Annotated in this window: 19 protein-coding genes; 3 read left to right on the forward strand and 16 right to left on the reverse strand. The window is 58.2% G+C overall.

Going from position 1 to position 15,810, the window contains the following annotated elements; genetic code table 11:
* The first annotated feature begins 11 nt into the window (after nt 1–11).
* Together BJP61_RS08660 and dgcQ are read left to right on the forward strand one after the other, a co-directional pair.
* Nucleotides 12–194, forward strand: coding sequence for a DUF2158 domain-containing protein (locus tag BJP61_RS08660; protein WP_038862107.1), 183 nt, complete (start codon nt 12–14; stop codon nt 192–194).
* A 201-nt stretch (nt 195–395) separates the two neighbouring features.
* Entirely contained in the window at nt 396–2,066 is a 1,671-nt protein-coding gene (dgcQ, locus tag BJP61_RS08665) for a cellulose biosynthesis regulator diguanylate cyclase DgcQ (protein WP_050568133.1), read from the forward strand.
* 3 nt (nt 2,067–2,069) lie between these two features.
* Here dgcQ and BJP61_RS08670 read toward each other — a convergent pair whose 3' ends face one another.
* On the reverse strand, nt 2,070–2,885 hold the full coding sequence (locus BJP61_RS08670; RefSeq protein ID WP_161579170.1) for a mannosyl-3-phosphoglycerate phosphatase-related protein: 816 nt from the start codon (nt 2,883–2,885) through the stop codon (nt 2,070–2,072).
* Between the two features lie 303 nt (nt 2,886–3,188).
* A complete protein-coding gene (locus BJP61_RS08675; protein WP_171998153.1) occupies nt 3,189–3,401 on the reverse strand; it encodes a DUF2525 domain-containing protein in 213 nt (70 codons plus the stop codon).
* A gap of 123 nt (nt 3,402–3,524) precedes the next feature.
* On the opposite strand from BJP61_RS08675, the gene dsrB reads away from it, so the two are divergent.
* Entirely contained in the window at nt 3,525–3,713 is a 189-nt protein-coding gene (gene dsrB, locus BJP61_RS08680) for a protein DsrB (protein WP_038862114.1), read from the forward strand.
* Between the two features lie 167 nt (nt 3,714–3,880).
* Here dsrB and rcsA read toward each other — a convergent pair whose 3' ends face one another.
* From rcsA to fliF, 14 genes are all read right to left on the reverse strand, one after another.
* On the reverse strand, nt 3,881–4,504 hold the full coding sequence (gene rcsA / locus BJP61_RS08685) for a transcriptional regulator RcsA (RefSeq protein ID WP_038862117.1): 624 nt from the start codon (nt 4,502–4,504) through the stop codon (nt 3,881–3,883).
* Between the two features lie 348 nt (nt 4,505–4,852).
* Nucleotides 4,853–5,641 carry a flagellar biosynthetic protein FliR gene (gene fliR, locus BJP61_RS08690; protein ID WP_038862119.1) on the reverse strand — a complete coding sequence of 263 codons (789 nt, stop codon included), beginning with the start codon at nt 5,639–5,641 and terminating at the stop codon, nt 4,853–4,855.
* A gap of 11 nt (nt 5,642–5,652) precedes the next feature.
* A complete protein-coding gene (gene fliQ / locus BJP61_RS08695; protein WP_038862121.1) occupies nt 5,653–5,922 on the reverse strand; it encodes a flagellar biosynthesis protein FliQ in 270 nt (89 codons plus the stop codon).
* Nucleotides 5,923–5,933: 11 nt separating this feature from the next.
* Nucleotides 5,934–6,671, reverse strand: coding sequence for a flagellar type III secretion system pore protein FliP (fliP, locus tag BJP61_RS08700; RefSeq protein WP_038862123.1), 738 nt, complete (start codon nt 6,669–6,671; stop codon nt 5,934–5,936).
* Nucleotides 6,671–7,048, reverse strand: a complete 378-nt coding sequence (gene fliO, locus BJP61_RS08705; protein WP_075192444.1) for a flagellar biosynthetic protein FliO — start codon at nt 7,046–7,048, stop codon at nt 6,671–6,673. Before fliO ends, fliP begins: the two co-directional genes overlap by 1 nt.
* Nucleotides 7,049–7,513, reverse strand: a complete 465-nt coding sequence (gene fliN, locus BJP61_RS08710; RefSeq protein WP_038862128.1) for a flagellar motor switch protein FliN — start codon at nt 7,511–7,513, stop codon at nt 7,049–7,051.
* Entirely contained in the window at nt 7,506–8,510 is a 1,005-nt protein-coding gene (fliM, locus tag BJP61_RS08715; protein ID WP_038862130.1) for a flagellar motor switch protein FliM, read from the reverse strand. Before fliM ends, fliN begins: the two co-directional genes overlap by 8 nt.
* 4 nt (nt 8,511–8,514) lie before the next feature.
* Entirely contained in the window at nt 8,515–8,988 is a 474-nt protein-coding gene (gene fliL / locus BJP61_RS08720) for a flagellar basal body-associated protein FliL (protein ID WP_038862132.1), read from the reverse strand.
* 103 nt (nt 8,989–9,091) lie between these two features.
* Nucleotides 9,092–10,357: a flagellar hook length control protein FliK gene (gene fliK, locus BJP61_RS08725; protein ID WP_075192445.1), complete on the reverse strand. Its 1,266-nt coding sequence runs from the start codon at nt 10,355–10,357 to the stop codon at nt 9,092–9,094.
* Nucleotides 10,354–10,797, reverse strand: a complete 444-nt coding sequence (gene fliJ, locus BJP61_RS08730; RefSeq protein WP_038862138.1) for a flagellar export protein FliJ — start codon at nt 10,795–10,797, stop codon at nt 10,354–10,356. Before fliJ ends, fliK begins: the two co-directional genes overlap by 4 nt.
* A gap of 21 nt (nt 10,798–10,818) precedes the next feature.
* Nucleotides 10,819–12,189 carry a flagellar protein export ATPase FliI gene (gene fliI / locus BJP61_RS08735; protein ID WP_171998154.1) on the reverse strand — a complete coding sequence of 457 codons (1,371 nt, stop codon included), beginning with the start codon at nt 12,187–12,189 and terminating at the stop codon, nt 10,819–10,821.
* Nucleotides 12,189–12,893 carry a flagellar assembly protein FliH gene (gene fliH / locus BJP61_RS08740; RefSeq protein ID WP_038862147.1) on the reverse strand — a complete coding sequence of 235 codons (705 nt, stop codon included), beginning with the start codon at nt 12,891–12,893 and terminating at the stop codon, nt 12,189–12,191. The genes fliI and fliH overlap by 1 nt, the downstream gene beginning before the upstream one ends.
* The gene (fliG, locus tag BJP61_RS08745; protein ID WP_038862149.1) at nt 12,886–13,908 is read right to left on the reverse strand and encodes a flagellar motor switch protein FliG; all 1,023 of its coding nucleotides are present in this window, start codon (nt 13,906–13,908) and stop codon (nt 12,886–12,888) included. Before fliG ends, fliH begins: the two co-directional genes overlap by 8 nt.
* Entirely contained in the window at nt 13,905–15,617 is a 1,713-nt protein-coding gene (gene fliF / locus BJP61_RS08750; protein WP_171998155.1) for a flagellar basal-body MS-ring/collar protein FliF, read from the reverse strand. Before fliF ends, fliG begins: the two co-directional genes overlap by 4 nt.
* Between the last annotated feature and the right edge of the window lie 193 nt (nt 15,618–15,810).

Below are 15,810 nucleotides of genomic sequence, written 5' to 3' on the forward strand. Positions count from 1 at the left end.
AGGAGGCGGTTATGGTCTTTTTAGTCAGCGATGAAGTTCAGCGCAAAAACAGCGGTCAACGCATGGTCGTCACCGGCTATTCAAGCGGCATGGTTGAATGCCGATGGTATGACGGTTACGGCGTGCAGCGGGAGGCGTTTCGTGAAGACGAACTGCTTCCCGGTGAAAGACAGTCTCGCGAAGAGCGTCGTTGAAATAATGCCCGGCCAGCGTGCCGGGCGTTTTCATTCTCCCCTCATCCTGCAACAGATCAACGACATCCTTGTGCTTTCAAGGCGACAATATTTAAAAAACCGGCCACACTTTTAATATCCGCGCCGCCTGGTATTATCGGAGCCGCCTGACCTTCACTATGCCTCAATGAGTCGAGCCTTTATCAGTACAGGGAGTCTGACGTGCCTGACAAGATCCTCATCAGCCGCTGGCGGACCAAAAACCCAATTCGGGTCGTCAACCTCTGCTTTTGCGCCGTCTTTATCTTCTCCACGCTCCTGACCTGGCGTGAAGGGGTGATATTGCAGGACGCGTTTATCTCTTCCCAGCGTAACCAGCTGGACACTATCGCCACTTCCATGGATCGCAACCTGCAATACAGCGTCGACAAGCTGCTGTTTTATCGCGCCGGGATGCGCTATGCCATGCACAATCTGCTGGAGGGGCCGGAGACCGACACGACAATGGCGTCCTTTCAGGCGCACCGCCACGCCGCCGCCTGGGTGCTGCCTGCAGCCCGTGACCATGCGCTGGTTATCAAAGGCGTGTCGGATGAATTTGTCAGTGAGAGCACGCTGCTTAAGCGCGACGATGCGCTGCTGCACAACGAGCTCAACGCGACCCTGGCGCTCGGGCATATGCTGAGCATTGCCGACAGCCGTAATGAACGGCCTGAAATGCGGACCTATTATGTTTCCCGCGCCGGGTTCTACCTCACCAGCCTGCCGTTCTACGGCCACGGGCGCATCCCGGAGCAATATTACGAGCAGGTCAGCAGCCGCTGGTTTCTTGGCCATGCGCTGCGGCTGAACCCGGCGCGCGGCGTACGCTGGCTGCACAGTCGTGACCCGAGCATGCCGTCGGGGCAGCGCGTCACCGCCAGTATTCCGCTTGACGACGATGGCCGCTGGTTCGGCGTGCTGGCGATGGATTTTCCCATCAGCGCGATGCGCGATTTCCTGAAAAACGCGCTGGACAATGACGAAGCGGGCGGCGAAATCATGCTGTTTGACCGTCAGTTAAGCCTTATCTCCACCACCTCATCCGGCATGGATGACACGCTACGCTTCAGCCCGCAGGAGAAAGCGACGCTCGCGCGTCAGATGGAGAGCGGGAACGAAGGCGACGCGCGCATGGATACCCGCTTTATCACCTGGGCGAAGCTTGATTATTTCGACGGCGTGCTGGTGAAAGTCACCACCGTCTCACAGAGCGCCGAGGGTAGATTCGGCAAGGTGGCGATGGTGCTCGGCCTGCTGTGGCTGCTCTTTACCGCTATGCTGTTTATCTCCTGGCGTGTGATCGTGGGGATGGTGCGCAATATGCTGACCATGCAGCGCTCCCTGAAGTGGCGCGCCTGGTATGACACGCTCACCCGGCTCTATAACCGCGGCGCGTTCTTTGAGCGGGCGCGGCTTGCCGCCAAAGCGTGCGAGGCGCAGCACCAGCCCTTCTCGGTTATCCAGCTCGATCTCGATCATTTTAAAAGCATCAACGACCGCTTCGGCCATCAGGCGGGGGATAAAGTGCTGACGTGGGCGGCGGGGATGCTAAGCCGCGCGCTGCGCGCGGAGGATATCGCCGGGCGCGTCGGGGGCGAGGAGTTTTGTATTATCCTGCCGGGCACGCCGCCTGAGGGCGCGCGTATGGTGGCGGAGCGTATCCGCCAGCGCATTAACAGCCAGGAGATTCTGGTGCGGCCCGACACTACGATTCGCATCAGCGTTTCCGTGGGGGTCAGCGAGGCCAGACGCGACGGCGATTACGATTTCGAGCATTTACAGTCGATAGCGGACCACCGCCTCTACCTGGCGAAACAGCGCGGACGCAATCAGGTGTGTGACGAAGGGTAAGGCTTATCCCTTACCCAGAAAGTGATCAAGCCCTTCACGAAAACCCGCCGGGCCGCTCTCCTGCGTATGATAAACGCGTTGCGGATCGTCATTTTTCAGGCTCACGCCCTGGCGGCTGAGCCCCTTCACCACCACGGCGAAATCGACATTATCAAGCAGTGAGGCGTCATCCGGGCCGTCGCCAAGCCCGAGCGTGGTGCGCAGCCTGCCTTCACGCTGGCGGTATTGCTCTTTAAGCCAGTTCACCGCCTGGCCCTTGCCGCCGCGCGCGTCCAGCACGTGCCAGAAACGACCGCCTTCCAGCATCATTAAGCCGAGCGCCTCAAGGCTTGCGGTAAAACGCGCCAGGTTTTCATCGCTGTCGCGCCAGATAACCGTTTCTGACGCTTCCAGCAGGTTCGCCATCGCGGCGAGCTTCGGGCTGAGGCCCGTCCATTCGGCGATGGTTTTGTCATCCACATCGCTAAAGCAGAAGAGCTTATAACCGTGCTCGTCGCGCAGGCGGTTGATGACCGCAAGAATTTCATCATGCGGCACGCCGTTAAGCAGGCGAGGGAAGTCGGGGCTCTCCTCCCAGCGGGCATCAAGCTGAATAATCGCGCCATTCTCGGCGATAAACGGCTGACCCTGTAAACCGAGCGACTCCTGCAGCGCGATAATCTCTGCCGCCGTTTTGGTGCTGGAGAGCACGACCGGCACCTGGTGGTCGATTAACCGTGTAAGCCACGCCTGCGCAGGCTCCCATTCATGTGTGTTGGGATCGAGCAAGGTGCCGTCGAGATCGGTAATCACCAGCAAATCGTCATTAAGATGCGCCATAGCGGCTCCTTTTTTGTGCGCCGGGGATCCCGCCGTTAACCAGGAAAAATCTCAATTAATCGGCCTCGTTTGCAGGGGTATTCCGGGATCGATTCCATGGAAGGCGCGCGGTTGTTGGCTTGCAGTGAATATATCCGCCAATAATATTAGCAGCGTATTATTCACCAGCAGAATATATCCTTGTGCTGTAAAAATTTTGCGGTATGTTGTTCATCGACATCAGTTTCCCTGGTGTAACGAATTTTAAGTGCTTCTTGCTTTCGCAAGCTTATCCCGGCTCCCCAGGCCGGGATATTTTTATGCTCAACGGTTCACTTCGCTCGGCCCCGCGTCGCGGATATCCAGTTCAAACTCTTCGCCCAGCTCCCGACACGCGTCCTGCCTGTGCGCATCCGCCTGCGCCGGGGAGACGCTGTCTGGCGTGCGCTGCTCGTGCTCGCTGATGACCTCAATCGCGCCCAGCAGAGCGTCGATATCGGCCTGCGGCGCGTCTGGCGTGGGATATTGCAGTTTCATGGCACTTACCTCCGGCGGCCCCATCCCTACAAGTATAGCCAGGCGCGTGCGCGCAACCACGTGCCCGGTGCCAGCAAAGCGGTTTTGTTCTACACTGGCTCAATAGTAATAAGAGGAGCAGTTATGAACGTTAACGATCGGGTTACCGTCAAGACGGATGGCGGGCCGCGCCGCCCGGGCGTGGTGCTGGCCGTCGAGCCTTTTAATGAAGGCACCATGTATCTGGTTTCACTGGAGGACTATCCGCTGGGGATATGGTTCTTTAATGAAAAAGATCACCCGGACGGGATATTTGTCGAAAAGGTGGAATAACGCGTCATACGTCTGGCTTATAATAACGCCGCCCCGTTAATAAGGGCGGCGTCATTTTTTGGGCGATGAAAATCCTCGCCGTGGCGATACGATGGAAAATTCATTTACCGTTCCGGCGAGCGCCAGAACTCAAGCGTAGGGTACAGGATAAAAATTAACGTGCTGCGTTAGCGCATATTCACAAAAATGCCGTTAGTGACGTTATCGGTCAACCGTACGACATGATAGATCACTTGCTTATTATGGGTCTTGATTTTACGTTTTATATTGCCTTTATGAGACGAAACGGTCTTGGCCTTAATATTCATCTGATCGGAAATCTGAATCGTATCCTGGCCCGACATCCACATTCTCAGCATACTGGATTCAGTACGGCTTAAAGAAAGTGTAGGCAAACTGATTTTGCCGATGCACTGCATATCTTTGGTTAAATAATCTCCCAGAATGGCATCCAGCGACTCCGGTTTAATCGATTTAGAGCTAATTAACAGATTCTTACGCACCCGTAAATATTCATCAAAGTGAATATTGGCAATCGCCATAAATACGATAAATAACGTACCGGGATGCTGATTAATGATGTGCTTTATATGCTGACTGCTCTCGGGATCGTGAATAAAACAGTCTTCATTAATAAACACCACATGGGGCTTGCGTACCTGACAGGCTTGCTCCAGATTTCCCACGCTATCAGCATGAAATATCTGTCTTTTCCGTACTCCTCTCGATGATAAATAATCGGTTAGCCCGAGCCTGGTATAGCTGCAGAGATCCATAATAATCGTTGACATAGCCTACCCTCACTAAACGCGTTATCCGTTAAAGCACAACGATTGCTCCACCAGCCTGAGAACGACCGCCGTTCTGCCAAGACCAGCAATTACGGGATAAGAAAGCGTAAAACGGCATACCGCAGACCGATAGCGTGAATCGTATCAGCCGGGTATCGAAGTCATTCAGGCGACCCCAACTATCCCGTAAAGTTACGTATAATTTGCCAGGAAAGTTCTTAAAGTAAAGAGGCGATCCGGTTATGTGAGAGGCGTAAAATCATTAATTCCGCCTGGGATGTATGGTCAGCCCGAGAATATATTTTCCATATTAGGAATATCCTTAGGATGACCATTAAAATTGGAGGGTTAACCTTTAGCCGGAATTTCGCTAACGATATCAGTCAACAAGTGAAATATTTCTGCGAATAAATGTTCACAGAACGGTGCTATTAAGGGCATTAACGCCGCCATCACGATAATCCCGATACTCAGCGTCAGCGGGAAGCCAATCGCGAAAACGGTCAGCTGCGGGGCCATGCGGTTTAACAGGCCGAGCGCCAGGTTTAACGCCAGCAGCAGCGTGATAAGCGGCAGCGCCAGCATCACGCCGTTGACGAAAATGAGGCTGCCGGCACGCGTCAGCGCCATAAACGCATTGCTGTTAATGGCCTCGCCGCTGATGGGCAGCGTATGAAACGTATCGGCAAGAATGGAGATAAGCCACAGGTGGCCATTGAGCGTCAGGAACAGCAGCATCGCCAGCATATCGATAAAGCGCGCCAGCACCGGCATATTCAGGCGGCTGCCCGGGTCGAAGAACGTGGCGAACGACAGCCCCATTTGCAGGCCGATAAGCTCGCCTGCGGTACGCACCGCGGCAAACGCAAACTGCATCGTAAACCCGACGGCGATGCCGATAAGAATTTGTTGCAGCCCCAGCCACAGCCCTTCAAGCGAGAAAATCGGCACGTTGCTGCCGGGAATATTCGGCGCGAGCGCGATGGTAATCAGCAGCGCAAGGCCGATTTTGACGCGAATACTGATGGCGCGCTCGCTCAGAATAGGCGCGGTGCTGATAAGCGCCAGCACGCGCAGCAGCGGCCAGAAGTACAAAGTCAGCCAGTGGAGCCACTGGTCGCTGGTGAATTGCAGCATGGGAACGGCCGTCAGCCGATGATATACGGCAGGTTGGAAAACAGGGTGCGCATGTAGTCGAGCAACAGGTTAAGCATCCACGGGCCTGCCGTTACCATCACCACAAACACCGCCAGAATTTTAGGAATGAACGAGAGCGTCATTTCGTTAATCTGGGTGGCCGCCTGCAGGATACTGATAAACAGACCTGTTACCAGGGCGACCAGCAGCAGCGGGGCGGCAAGCGCGAGCGCGACTTTCATGGCTTCCGTGCCCATCATCATGACTGATTCTGGCGTCATCATGCACCTCGTTAACTGTAAAAGCTTTGGGCAAGAGAACCGACAAGCAACTGCCAGCCGTCAACCAGCACGAACAGCATCAGCTTGAAGGGCAGCGCGATAGACGCCGGCGGCACCATCATCATCCCGAGCGCCATCAGCACGCTCGCCACCACCAGATCGATAATCAGGAAGGGAATGAATACGGTAAAGCCAATCTGGAACGCGGTTTTCAGCTCGCTCGTCACATAGGCGGGCAGCAGGATGCGCATCGGCACCGCTTCCGGCCCCTGGAGTGGCTGGGTATTGGCAAGCTTCGCGAACAGCGCGAGATCCGCCTCACGGGTCTGGCGCAGCATAAACTCGCGCAGCGGTTGCGAGCCGCGCTCAATAGCCACTTCCATCGAAATTTTGTTTTCGCTGAACGGCTGATAGGCGTCGGTATAAATCTTATCGATAACCGGCGACATGATAAAAAAGGTCAGGAACAGCGCGAGGCCCAGCAGCACCTGGTTTGGCGGCGCGGACGGGGTGCCCAGCGCGTTACGCAGCAGGCCGAAAACGATAATGATGCGCGTAAAGCTGGTCATCATTAACAGAATGGCGGGCAGGAACGTCAGCGAGGTGATAAACACCAGCGTCTGTACCGGCAGCGACCAGCTCTGTCCGCCGCCGGACATCGGCTGGCTGACAAGACCCGGCAGTTGTGCCATCGCCGGCGCGGCCATCAGGCCGAGCGCGAGGAAAGAAAGATTCAACCAACGACGCATTACTTTCTCCCGCTACGCTTAAGCAGATTCTTCATCAGGTTCTGGAACTCACCGGCTGGCACGGTTTCCTGCTCCGGCGCGGCTGGCGCGGGCGGCAGGGTGTGCAGCGGCGTAATCGAGGTGGCGGTCACGCCCAGCACCAGGCGGGCGTCTTCCACTTCGACAATCACAATCTTTTCCCGAGCCCCGAGGCTCAGGCTGCTGTTAAGCTTCAGACCACGCATCCCGGCGGTTTTAGCGGTGAAGCCAAAACGCTTTGCCATCCAGGCAAACAGCAAAATGAAGATGATAATCAGCGTTAACGCGCCGCTGACCTGGATTAAGGATGAGCCGGCGTCGGGCATTGCCGGCTGTTGAACTGTGGTCTGATTTTTCATTTAACGACTCAGGCGACGCATACGTTCTGACGGGGTGATGATATCGGTGATACGCACGCCATATTTATCGGCGACGACCACCACTTCACCCTGGGCAATCAGGTAACCGTTGATCAGGATGTCCAGCGGCTCACCCGCGAGACCGTCCAGCGCCACCACGGAACCCTGCGTCAGACGCAGCAGCTCTTTGATGGTCATGCGGGTGCGGCCCAGCTCCACGGTGAGTTTCACCGGGATATCCATAATCAGGTTGATATCCTGCAGGGCGCCGACCATGTCGCCGCCTTCCAGCGCGCGGAACACGCTGTCCGCGGAGCTTTTGCCTGCGGTTTTCTGCTCGCTCAACGCGTCGGCCCACAGATCATCTGCGGAACCGCCGGTGCTTTTTTGTTCTTTCAGTGCATCAGCCCACAGATCGTCCATTTCACCTGCGTTTTCATCGGACGGTTTGTTAATGTCACTCATTGGGCTGTTCCTCATTCAGCGAATTCAAAATTGGGTTGATCAAATGTTCAACGCGCAGGGCATATTGTCCGCTCACGGTGCCGTACTGGCTGGTGAGAACCGGCACGCCATCTACGTGCACCAGAATGCGATCCGGCTTCTCGATGGGCAGCACGTCGCCTGGCTTCAGCTTCAGGATCTTCGACAGTCGCAGCGGGATCTCGGCGAAGTTGGCAATCAACTCCAGCTCCGAGTGCTGTACCTGGCGCACCAGGTTGTCGCGCCAGTGCTGGTCTTCCTGACGGGAGTTTTCCAGCGGCGGGTTGACCAGCATTTCACGCAGCGGCTCAATCATGCTGAACGGCAGGCAGATATTAAACTCGCCGGTCAGGTTACCAATCTCGACGTGAAACGGGGTGTTAACCACGATATCGTTCGGCGAGGTGGTGATATTAGTGAACTTCACCTGCATTTCTGAACGCACATACTCTACGTCCAGCGGGTTAATCGCTTTCCACGCATCGCTGTAGGCTTCAAGCGCCAGCTTGAGCATACGGTTGATGACGCGCTGTTCGGTGTGGGTAAATTCGCGGCCTTCCACTTTAGTCGGGAAGCGGCCATCACCGCCGAACAGGTTATCCACCGCGATAAACACCAGGCTTGGCGAGAACACAAACAGGCCGGTGCCGCGCAGCGGTTTTAAATGAATCAGGTTAAGGTTGGTCGGCACCGGCAGGTTGCGGGCAAACTCGTGGTAGGGCTGGATGCGAATCGCCCCCACGGTAATGTCCGGACTGCGGCGCAGCAGGTTAAACAATCCCATACGGAACTGACGCGCGAAGCGTTCGTTGATAATCTCCAGCGCCTGGAGGCGCTCGCGCACCACGCGACGCTGGGTATTGGGATCGTAGGGGCGGATGTCGCCATCGCCCGCTGACGCTTGCTGTTCCGCGCTCTGCTCGCTGTCGCCGTTTAACAGCGCATCGATTTCGGCTTGAGAAAGAATGCTGTCGCCCATGGCTTTACCGCAGAATAAAGGCAGTGTAGAGGACGTCAGTCACTACCTGCTTCGGTTGTCCTGCCACCAGCGGCTCGGAAAGCGTCTGTTTGATCGCTTCCACCAGCTTCTGTTTGCCCTCATCTGTCGCCAGTTGCGAGGCGTCCTGACGAGAGAAGAGCAGCAGCAGACGGCTGCGCACTTCCGGCAGATAGTCGCTCAGGCGCTGACGGGTCGCTTCGTCTTTCAGACGCAGCGTAATGCCGACATACAGCACGCGATCGGCATCACCCAGATTCACCGTAAAGGTGTCGAGGGCGAAAAAGACCGGCGCCGGCGGCGGTTCTGGCGCCGCTTTAGCCGCGGTGGTGCCATGCTGCTGCATACGCCAGTAGCTGTAACCTGCCGTCGCACAGGCAGCGAGAGTTATAATGACCAGTAACGGGATCCAGATGGAGCGTTTACGGCCTTTACCTTTGGTGATTGCGCTGTCAGTCATCAGACTCGGGTTTCCTGTATCAGTACTGCGATAGAGTGATTATCCCGTCTCTGCGCGCAGTCAAAGCCTGGAAAAAACGGGAATAATCACGTTACCTCTGGCGTTAGGCAAAGATATCCACCGCGCCAGTGCCGCGAGCGGCTGCCTGAAGGCTTGCCGGAGCGGCAATCGCTTCTTCTTCACCGCCGAGGCTAAAACCGCTGCCAGCGCGGGATGAGCCAGACTGTTGCGGGTTGTTTTGCTGCTGCTGACCGCTAAAGTTTTCGCTGCTGATGCTGCTCTGGCCCAGCTGAATGCCGCTTTCCGCGAGCTGCGCGCGCAGGGTCGGCAGCGCCGCTTCCAGGGCGGCGCGCACGTGGCTGTGCGGCGACACCATCTGTACCTGCGCCATATTGTCGTCAATCTTCAGGCTAATCTGTACCGCGCCCAGCTCTTCAGGGTGCAGGTGCAGTTCAGCGCTCTGCTGACCATTGCGGGTAAACAGCGAAATGTGCTGGCTTACCGAGTTCTGCCAGTCCGGCGTGCCGAACGGCGCCGTGACCTGAGCGGTCGGCATCGTCATTACCGGCGCGCTGGCCTGCTGGCCTGCCGCTGACGGAGTCATCGCCTGCGCGTGCAGGTTCAGGTTGTGCGGCAGCTGCGTGCTGCTGACATCCGCAGCGGTTTTATCAAGCGTTGACACCGGAGCGACGACATCGGCCGCAGTCTGGCTGACCACCGGCGCGGTCGCCGCAGCGGCCGTCAGCGGAGTAGCGGCGTCATCGGTTTTGGCGTTAGTTTTGGCATCGCCTTTCGCGTTGCCGAGCGCCTGCGTCAGGGTGGCCGCTGGGCTAAAGCCATTGGCGCTGAGCGCCGCGACGCCCTGTGCCTGCGTCTGCGCCGTCACGGCAGGCGCCGCGTTCGGCTGCTGTGCAGGGGGCAGCATCGCGAAGAGGGCGCTTAACGCGGCCATATCTTCATCGCTGAGCTTTTTATCATCGTCAAGACCGGCCGGTTTCAGCGTCGGTTGCGCAGCGGCAGTCACGGCCTGCGTATCGCCCGCGGCAAGCGAGAGATCGGCGGGCGTGATGTCGCCGCGGGTCAACTGATCAAGCAGACGCGCCAGATCGCTCTGGGAGCCCGGCAGGGTCGCCGTCGCGTCCGCCAGCGTTTTACCCGCCAGCGTCTCTTTACCGGCAGCGCCCTGTAACTGCGCGAGCGATAACGTTTTACCGTCCGCAAGCGTCAGCTCGCCAGAAAAGTGCTGGCCTAACAGCGCCAGGAAATCCTGCGCCGCGTCGCCGCCTTTCGCGTCAACGCCTTTCAGACCGGCGCCAGGGGATGTCGCGTCGACATCGCTGGTCAGCACAACATTGGGCAACGTAATCATTCGCCTTTCCTCATTGATGCCCGCTGGGCAAATTCATCCATTCTTTTTTGATCGAGCCGGTTTTCCGCCAGCATCGCCGCGCTGGCATGCCGGTCCTGGAGCGTTTGCCAGGCCTGAAGACGCTGCTTTTTCTCTTTCCAGAACGAGAGCGCCTGATCGACTTTGTTATTCCACTGCGTCAACTGGAGGCGATGCTGTTCAATCGCTTTCTCCAGCGTCTGGATAAACTGCTGGTAATTGACCCAGCGGTTACTGGCAATCCCCTGGGTCATGGTCTGATTCAGGTTATTGCGATATTCCTGCTGATAATTCATCAGCATCGACAGCTGCTCCTGCGCCTGCTGGCAACCGCGGCGCATTTCGCCGAGCCGCAACGCGGCATCGTCGACTTCTTTCTCAGCCATATCTTTAAGCGTGTTCAGCGCGCCATTTTGTTTCATGGCTACCTCCCTCATACCTCATCACACTGACGGGAAGATAAGTTCCAGTGCCTGTAACGCATCCTCGACATTGGAACGTTCGTAAATACCTTGCTGCAGAAACGCTTCCAGTTGCGGCCACAGCGTAATGGCGCGATCCAGCATCGGATCGCTGCCTTTGGCGTAAGCGCCAACGCTCACCAGATCACGGTTGCGCTGGAAGCTTGAGAGCAGCTGTTTGAAGGTCCGCACGCGCGCGTAATGCGACTCGCTGATGATGGAGGTCATCACGCGGCTGATGGACGCTTCAATATCAATGGCCGGATAGTGTCCGGCTTCCGCGAGGCGGCGCGACAGCACAATGTGGCCGTCGAGAATGGCTCGCGCGGAGTCGGCGATCGGGTCCTGCTGGTCGTCGCCTTCGGTCAGTACGGTATAAAACGCGGTAATCGACCCGCCGCCGGTAATGCCGTTACCGGCGCGTTCCACCAGCGCAGGCAGTTTGGCGAAGACGGAAGGCGGATAGCCTTTGGTCGCCGGCGGTTCGCCGATGGCGAGCGCAATCTCACGCTGGGCCATCGCGTAACGGGTCAGCGAATCCATGATCAGCAGCACGTGCTGGCCACGGTCGCGAAAATCTTCCGCAATGCGCGTCGCATACGCCGCGCCCTGCATACGTAATAAAGGAGAGACATCCGCCGGGGCTGCGATCACCACAGAGCGCGCGCGCCCTTCGGCGCCGAGAATGTTCTCAATAAAGTCTTTAACTTCGCGGCCACGCTCGCCAATCAGCCCCACGACGATGACATCCGCCTGGGTGTAGCGCGCCATCATGCCGAGCAGCACCGATTTACCGACGCCGGAGCCTGCGAACAGGCCCATACGCTGGCCGCGTCCCACCGTCAGCAGGGCGTTGATCGGGCGCACGCCCACGTCCAGCACGTCTTCAATCGGGGTACGTTGCAGCGGGTTGAACGGCGGCGTCATGAGCGCGCCGGTCGTTTCGGTATCGGGGGAGGGCAGGCCGTCGAGCGGTTTGCCCGCGCCGTCGAGCACGCGGCCCAGCAACTGCGGGCCGAGCGGCAACTGTTTGCTGCTGTGCAACCCTTCGCCGCTACCGCCACGCGCATAGACGCGCGCGCCCGGCAGAATGCCTTCCACTTCTTCAAGCGGCATCAAAAACAGTTTCTGGCCGTTAAAGCCGACCACTTCGCTCTCCACTTCGTGGAGCTGCGTGCCTTCCTGACGTTCGATAATGCAGGTCGCGCCGAGCGGCAGTTGCAGGCCCGTCGCCTCCAGCACCAGGCCGGTGGCGCGGGTCAGGCGGCCGTAGCGGCGCACTGACGGCAGTTGCGCCATTTTGGCCTCGAAATTATCGAGCGTGTTGAGCCAGCGAGTCAGTCGGGCAGTCATTACACCACTCCTGGTGCGGCCAGGCGGCACAGTTCCTGCCAGCGCGTCGCCACGCTGGCGTCGAGATCGCCTTCATCGGCGGAGACTTTGCAGCCGCCTGGATGCAGCGTCGGGTCGCCGCGCAGCCGCCAGCCGTGCAGGCTTAAGGTCGCGCCGAGCATCTCTTCGACGCGCTGTAAATCATCCGGATGCACGCGCAGCTGCGGTTTGCCGCTGAACAGCGGCTCCTGCTGCAACAGCGTCTGGATCTGCTTGATCAGGTGGTTATTATCCACCTGGACATGGCCTATCACCTGACGCGCCGCTTCCAGCGCCATCTGCATCAGGCGCGAGGCGATAACGCTGTCGAGCGCGTCCAGCGTGTACTGGAACTCGCTCACCAGCTGTTGCATGCGGGCGTGGATCGGGCCTTGTTGGGCGCGCGCTTCCGCAAGACCCTGTTCGAGACCTTTCGCATAGCCTTCCTGGCGGCCCTGTTCGAAGCCCTGCTGACGCCCCTCGGCAAGCCCGGCGTTATAGCCTTGCTCATGCGCCTGGGTCTGCATCATCACCAGCGCCTGCTGCTGTTGTTGCAGGCGTAACTGCTCTTCGTCGACTTCTTCGCTCTCGCCGCTGACCGTCTCGTCGAATGCCGTGAATTCCGGCATTACGGGAGGAGAGAGGTCGTCAGGCATCCAGCGCTGCCAGGGAAGCTTATTAGACATAGGTATCCTCGCCGCTGCCAATTACCATCTCGCCGGTTTCCGCCAGACGACGGACGATGAGCAGGATAGCTTTCTGTTCGTTTTCCACCTGAGACAGACGTACCGGGCCGCGGTTGGCCAGGTCGTCGCGCAGGATATCCGCGGCGCGCTGCGACATGTTGCGCAGGAACTTCTCGCGCAGCGGCTGCTCGGCGCCCTTGAGCGCGATAAGCAGAGATTCGGACTCCACTTCCTGCAGCAGGCGCTGGATGGAGCGGTCGTCGACTTCCACCAGGTTTTCGAACAGGAACATCTCGTCGATGATTTTCTGCGCCAGGTCGCCGTCGAACTCGCGTACCGCGGTAATAACGGCTTCTTCCTGCTGAGTTTTCATCAGGTTGATAATTTCGGCCGCCGTTCTCACGCCGCCCATTTTGCTGCGCTTGAGGTTCTGACCGTCGAGCAGGTTGTTCAGCACTTCGGTCAGTTCCGCCAGCGCCGCCGGCTGGACGCCGCCGAAGGTAGCGATACGCAGCATGACGTCGTGACGCAGACGCTCGTCGAACAGCGCCAGGATATCCGCCGCCTGTCCACGTTTGAGGTGAACAAGAATGGTGGCGATGATCTGCGGGTGCTCGTCGCGAATAAGATCGGCCGCGCTCTGCGGTTCCATAAAGTTGAGCGTTTCCATGCCCGACGTCGTCTCTTTGGAGTCGAGAATATCTTCCAGCAGGCTGGAGGCGCGCTCTTCGCCCAGCGCTTTGACCAGCACCGAACGCAGGTAGTCGTTGGTGTTGATGCTGAGCGCCGCGAACTGTTCCGCTTCCTGCTCAAACTCCGCCAGCACGTCGGTCAGCTGTTTGTTGGAGATCTGGCGCACGCTCGCCATCGCGGCGCTGAGGTGTTGCACCTCGCGAGGCGAGAGGTGTTTAAACACCTCTGCCGCGCGGTCTTCACCGATGGTCATCAGCAGAATGGCGCTCTTATCGGTGCCGGACAGACCATTCGTATTAGCGTTGGTATTAGCGTTACTCATAGCTCGTTACTCATCCACTGGCGGATGACCAGCGCGACCACGCGCGGATCGTTGTCAGACATTTCGCGGATACGCTGGCTCATGACTTCTGCGCTCAGGCGCTGGTTGGCGCGGCGCTGCTGCGTCTGTTCGTCTTTGCTCAGGCGAACTTCCACGGACTCTTCGACTTCTTTACGCTGCTGCTGCATTTCCTGGACGCGCTTAACTTCTTCAGCGCGGCGCTGGATCTGCGGACGAATCGCTTTACGCCACAGCAGCCAGGCGACAATCAGCACCACCAGCCAGCGGCCTGCGGCCAGAAGCTGATCGATGAAGGATTGCTGCTGCCAGAACGGCAGTTCGCCACCGGTTTCATCGCTCGCGGTGAACTGCGAGTTGACCACGTTCAGGGTGTCGCCGCGCTTGTCGGAGTAGCCCATCGCTTCGCGGGTCAGGTTTTCAATCTGTTTCAGCTGATCAGCGGTCAGCGCCAGCGGTTTGCCGTTCGCCAGCTGACGGTAGTTCACCACCACCGCAACGGAGAGACGCTGCACGTCGCCCACGTTCATTTTGGTGTGGCGAATGGTGCGATCCACTTCATAGTTCGTGGTTTCACCGCGCTGGCTGCTGTGCGGGCCGCTGCTCGCGCCAGCGGTGCTGGTGTTCTGGGTACGCTGGCCATTCTGGCCATTGGCGTTCTGACCGTTGGCGTTCTGGGCATTGTTCTGGCCGGCAGGCGCGTCGATAGGCGCGCTGTTGGCCGGTGCAGGCTGGTTCGAGAGCGCACCCGGTACGCCGCCCGGATATGCGCCGCCAACCTGGTCGTTGGTGTTCAGCTGACGAGAACGTACCGCCATCTGCGCCGGGTCGCTGTTCGGACGGTACTGCTCTTCGGTCTGTTCTTTATTAGAGAAATCGATTTGCGCGGTAACCTGGGCGTGAACGTTGCCGGTGCCGACGATAGGCGCAAGGATAGATTCGATACGGCGCTGCACGCGGCCTTCGACATCAGCGGCATATTTCAGCTGCGCGTCGTTAAGGTCGCGACCGGCAGTGCCGGACTGGGTCAGCAGGTGACCGGCCTGATCCACGAGCGTGACGTTGCCCGGCGGCAGACCAGCGACAGCGCTGGAGACCATATGCACCACGGCGGCTATCTGGCCTTCATCCAGGGCGCGGCCCGGCTCAAGGCTCAGCGTGACCGACGCGGACGGTGACTTCTGCTCGCGGACGAATAACGACGGTTTCGGCATGGCGAGATGCACACGCGCGCTCTTCACCGGCCCTAAGGTCTCGATGGTGCGCGCCAGCTCGCCTTCCAGCGCGCGCTGGTAGTTAACCTGCTCGCTGAACTGGCTGATGCCGAATTTTTCCTGATCCATCAGCTCAAAGCCTACGGCGCCGCCTTTCGGCAACCCCTGCTGGGCCAGGCGCAGACGCAGCTCATGCACCTTCTCGGCGGGCACCATAATGGCGGCGCCGTTATCGGAGAAGCTGTAAGGAATATTCATCTGAGTCAGTTGGGTGACGATAGCGCCGCCGTCCTGATCGCTCAGATTGCTGTAAAGCACGCGGTAATCGGGCTGTTTTGCCCAGAGCACCAGAGCCACAATGATAGCGACCGCGGCGGCCCCGGCCACCATTAAGGGGATCTTCGGGTTTGCGCGTAAGCGGTTGAGCCACTCTACGGTTTTATTTTGTGGCGTTTGAGTTGAAGCTGCGGCAGTCATTGCGCCCCTCTTGACTCAGCGTTGACAGAATAATGCGTGTTATGAAGCAAAACGGACTCCCGGGTCGGCAAGCACGACTAAAGTTCCACTAGGATGGCGAGGTCATTATTTGCTTTTATGGGATTTTCTATGGGCCAAATAGGTTGGTTTTTTATCGCTATTTAGAGGCTTTATCCCATTGACAAAATGTTAC

Origin of the sequence: Cronobacter sp. JZ38, assembly GCF_008932145.1 — a bacterium.
GTDB lineage: Bacteria > Pseudomonadota > Gammaproteobacteria > Enterobacterales > Enterobacteriaceae > Cronobacter > Cronobacter muytjensii.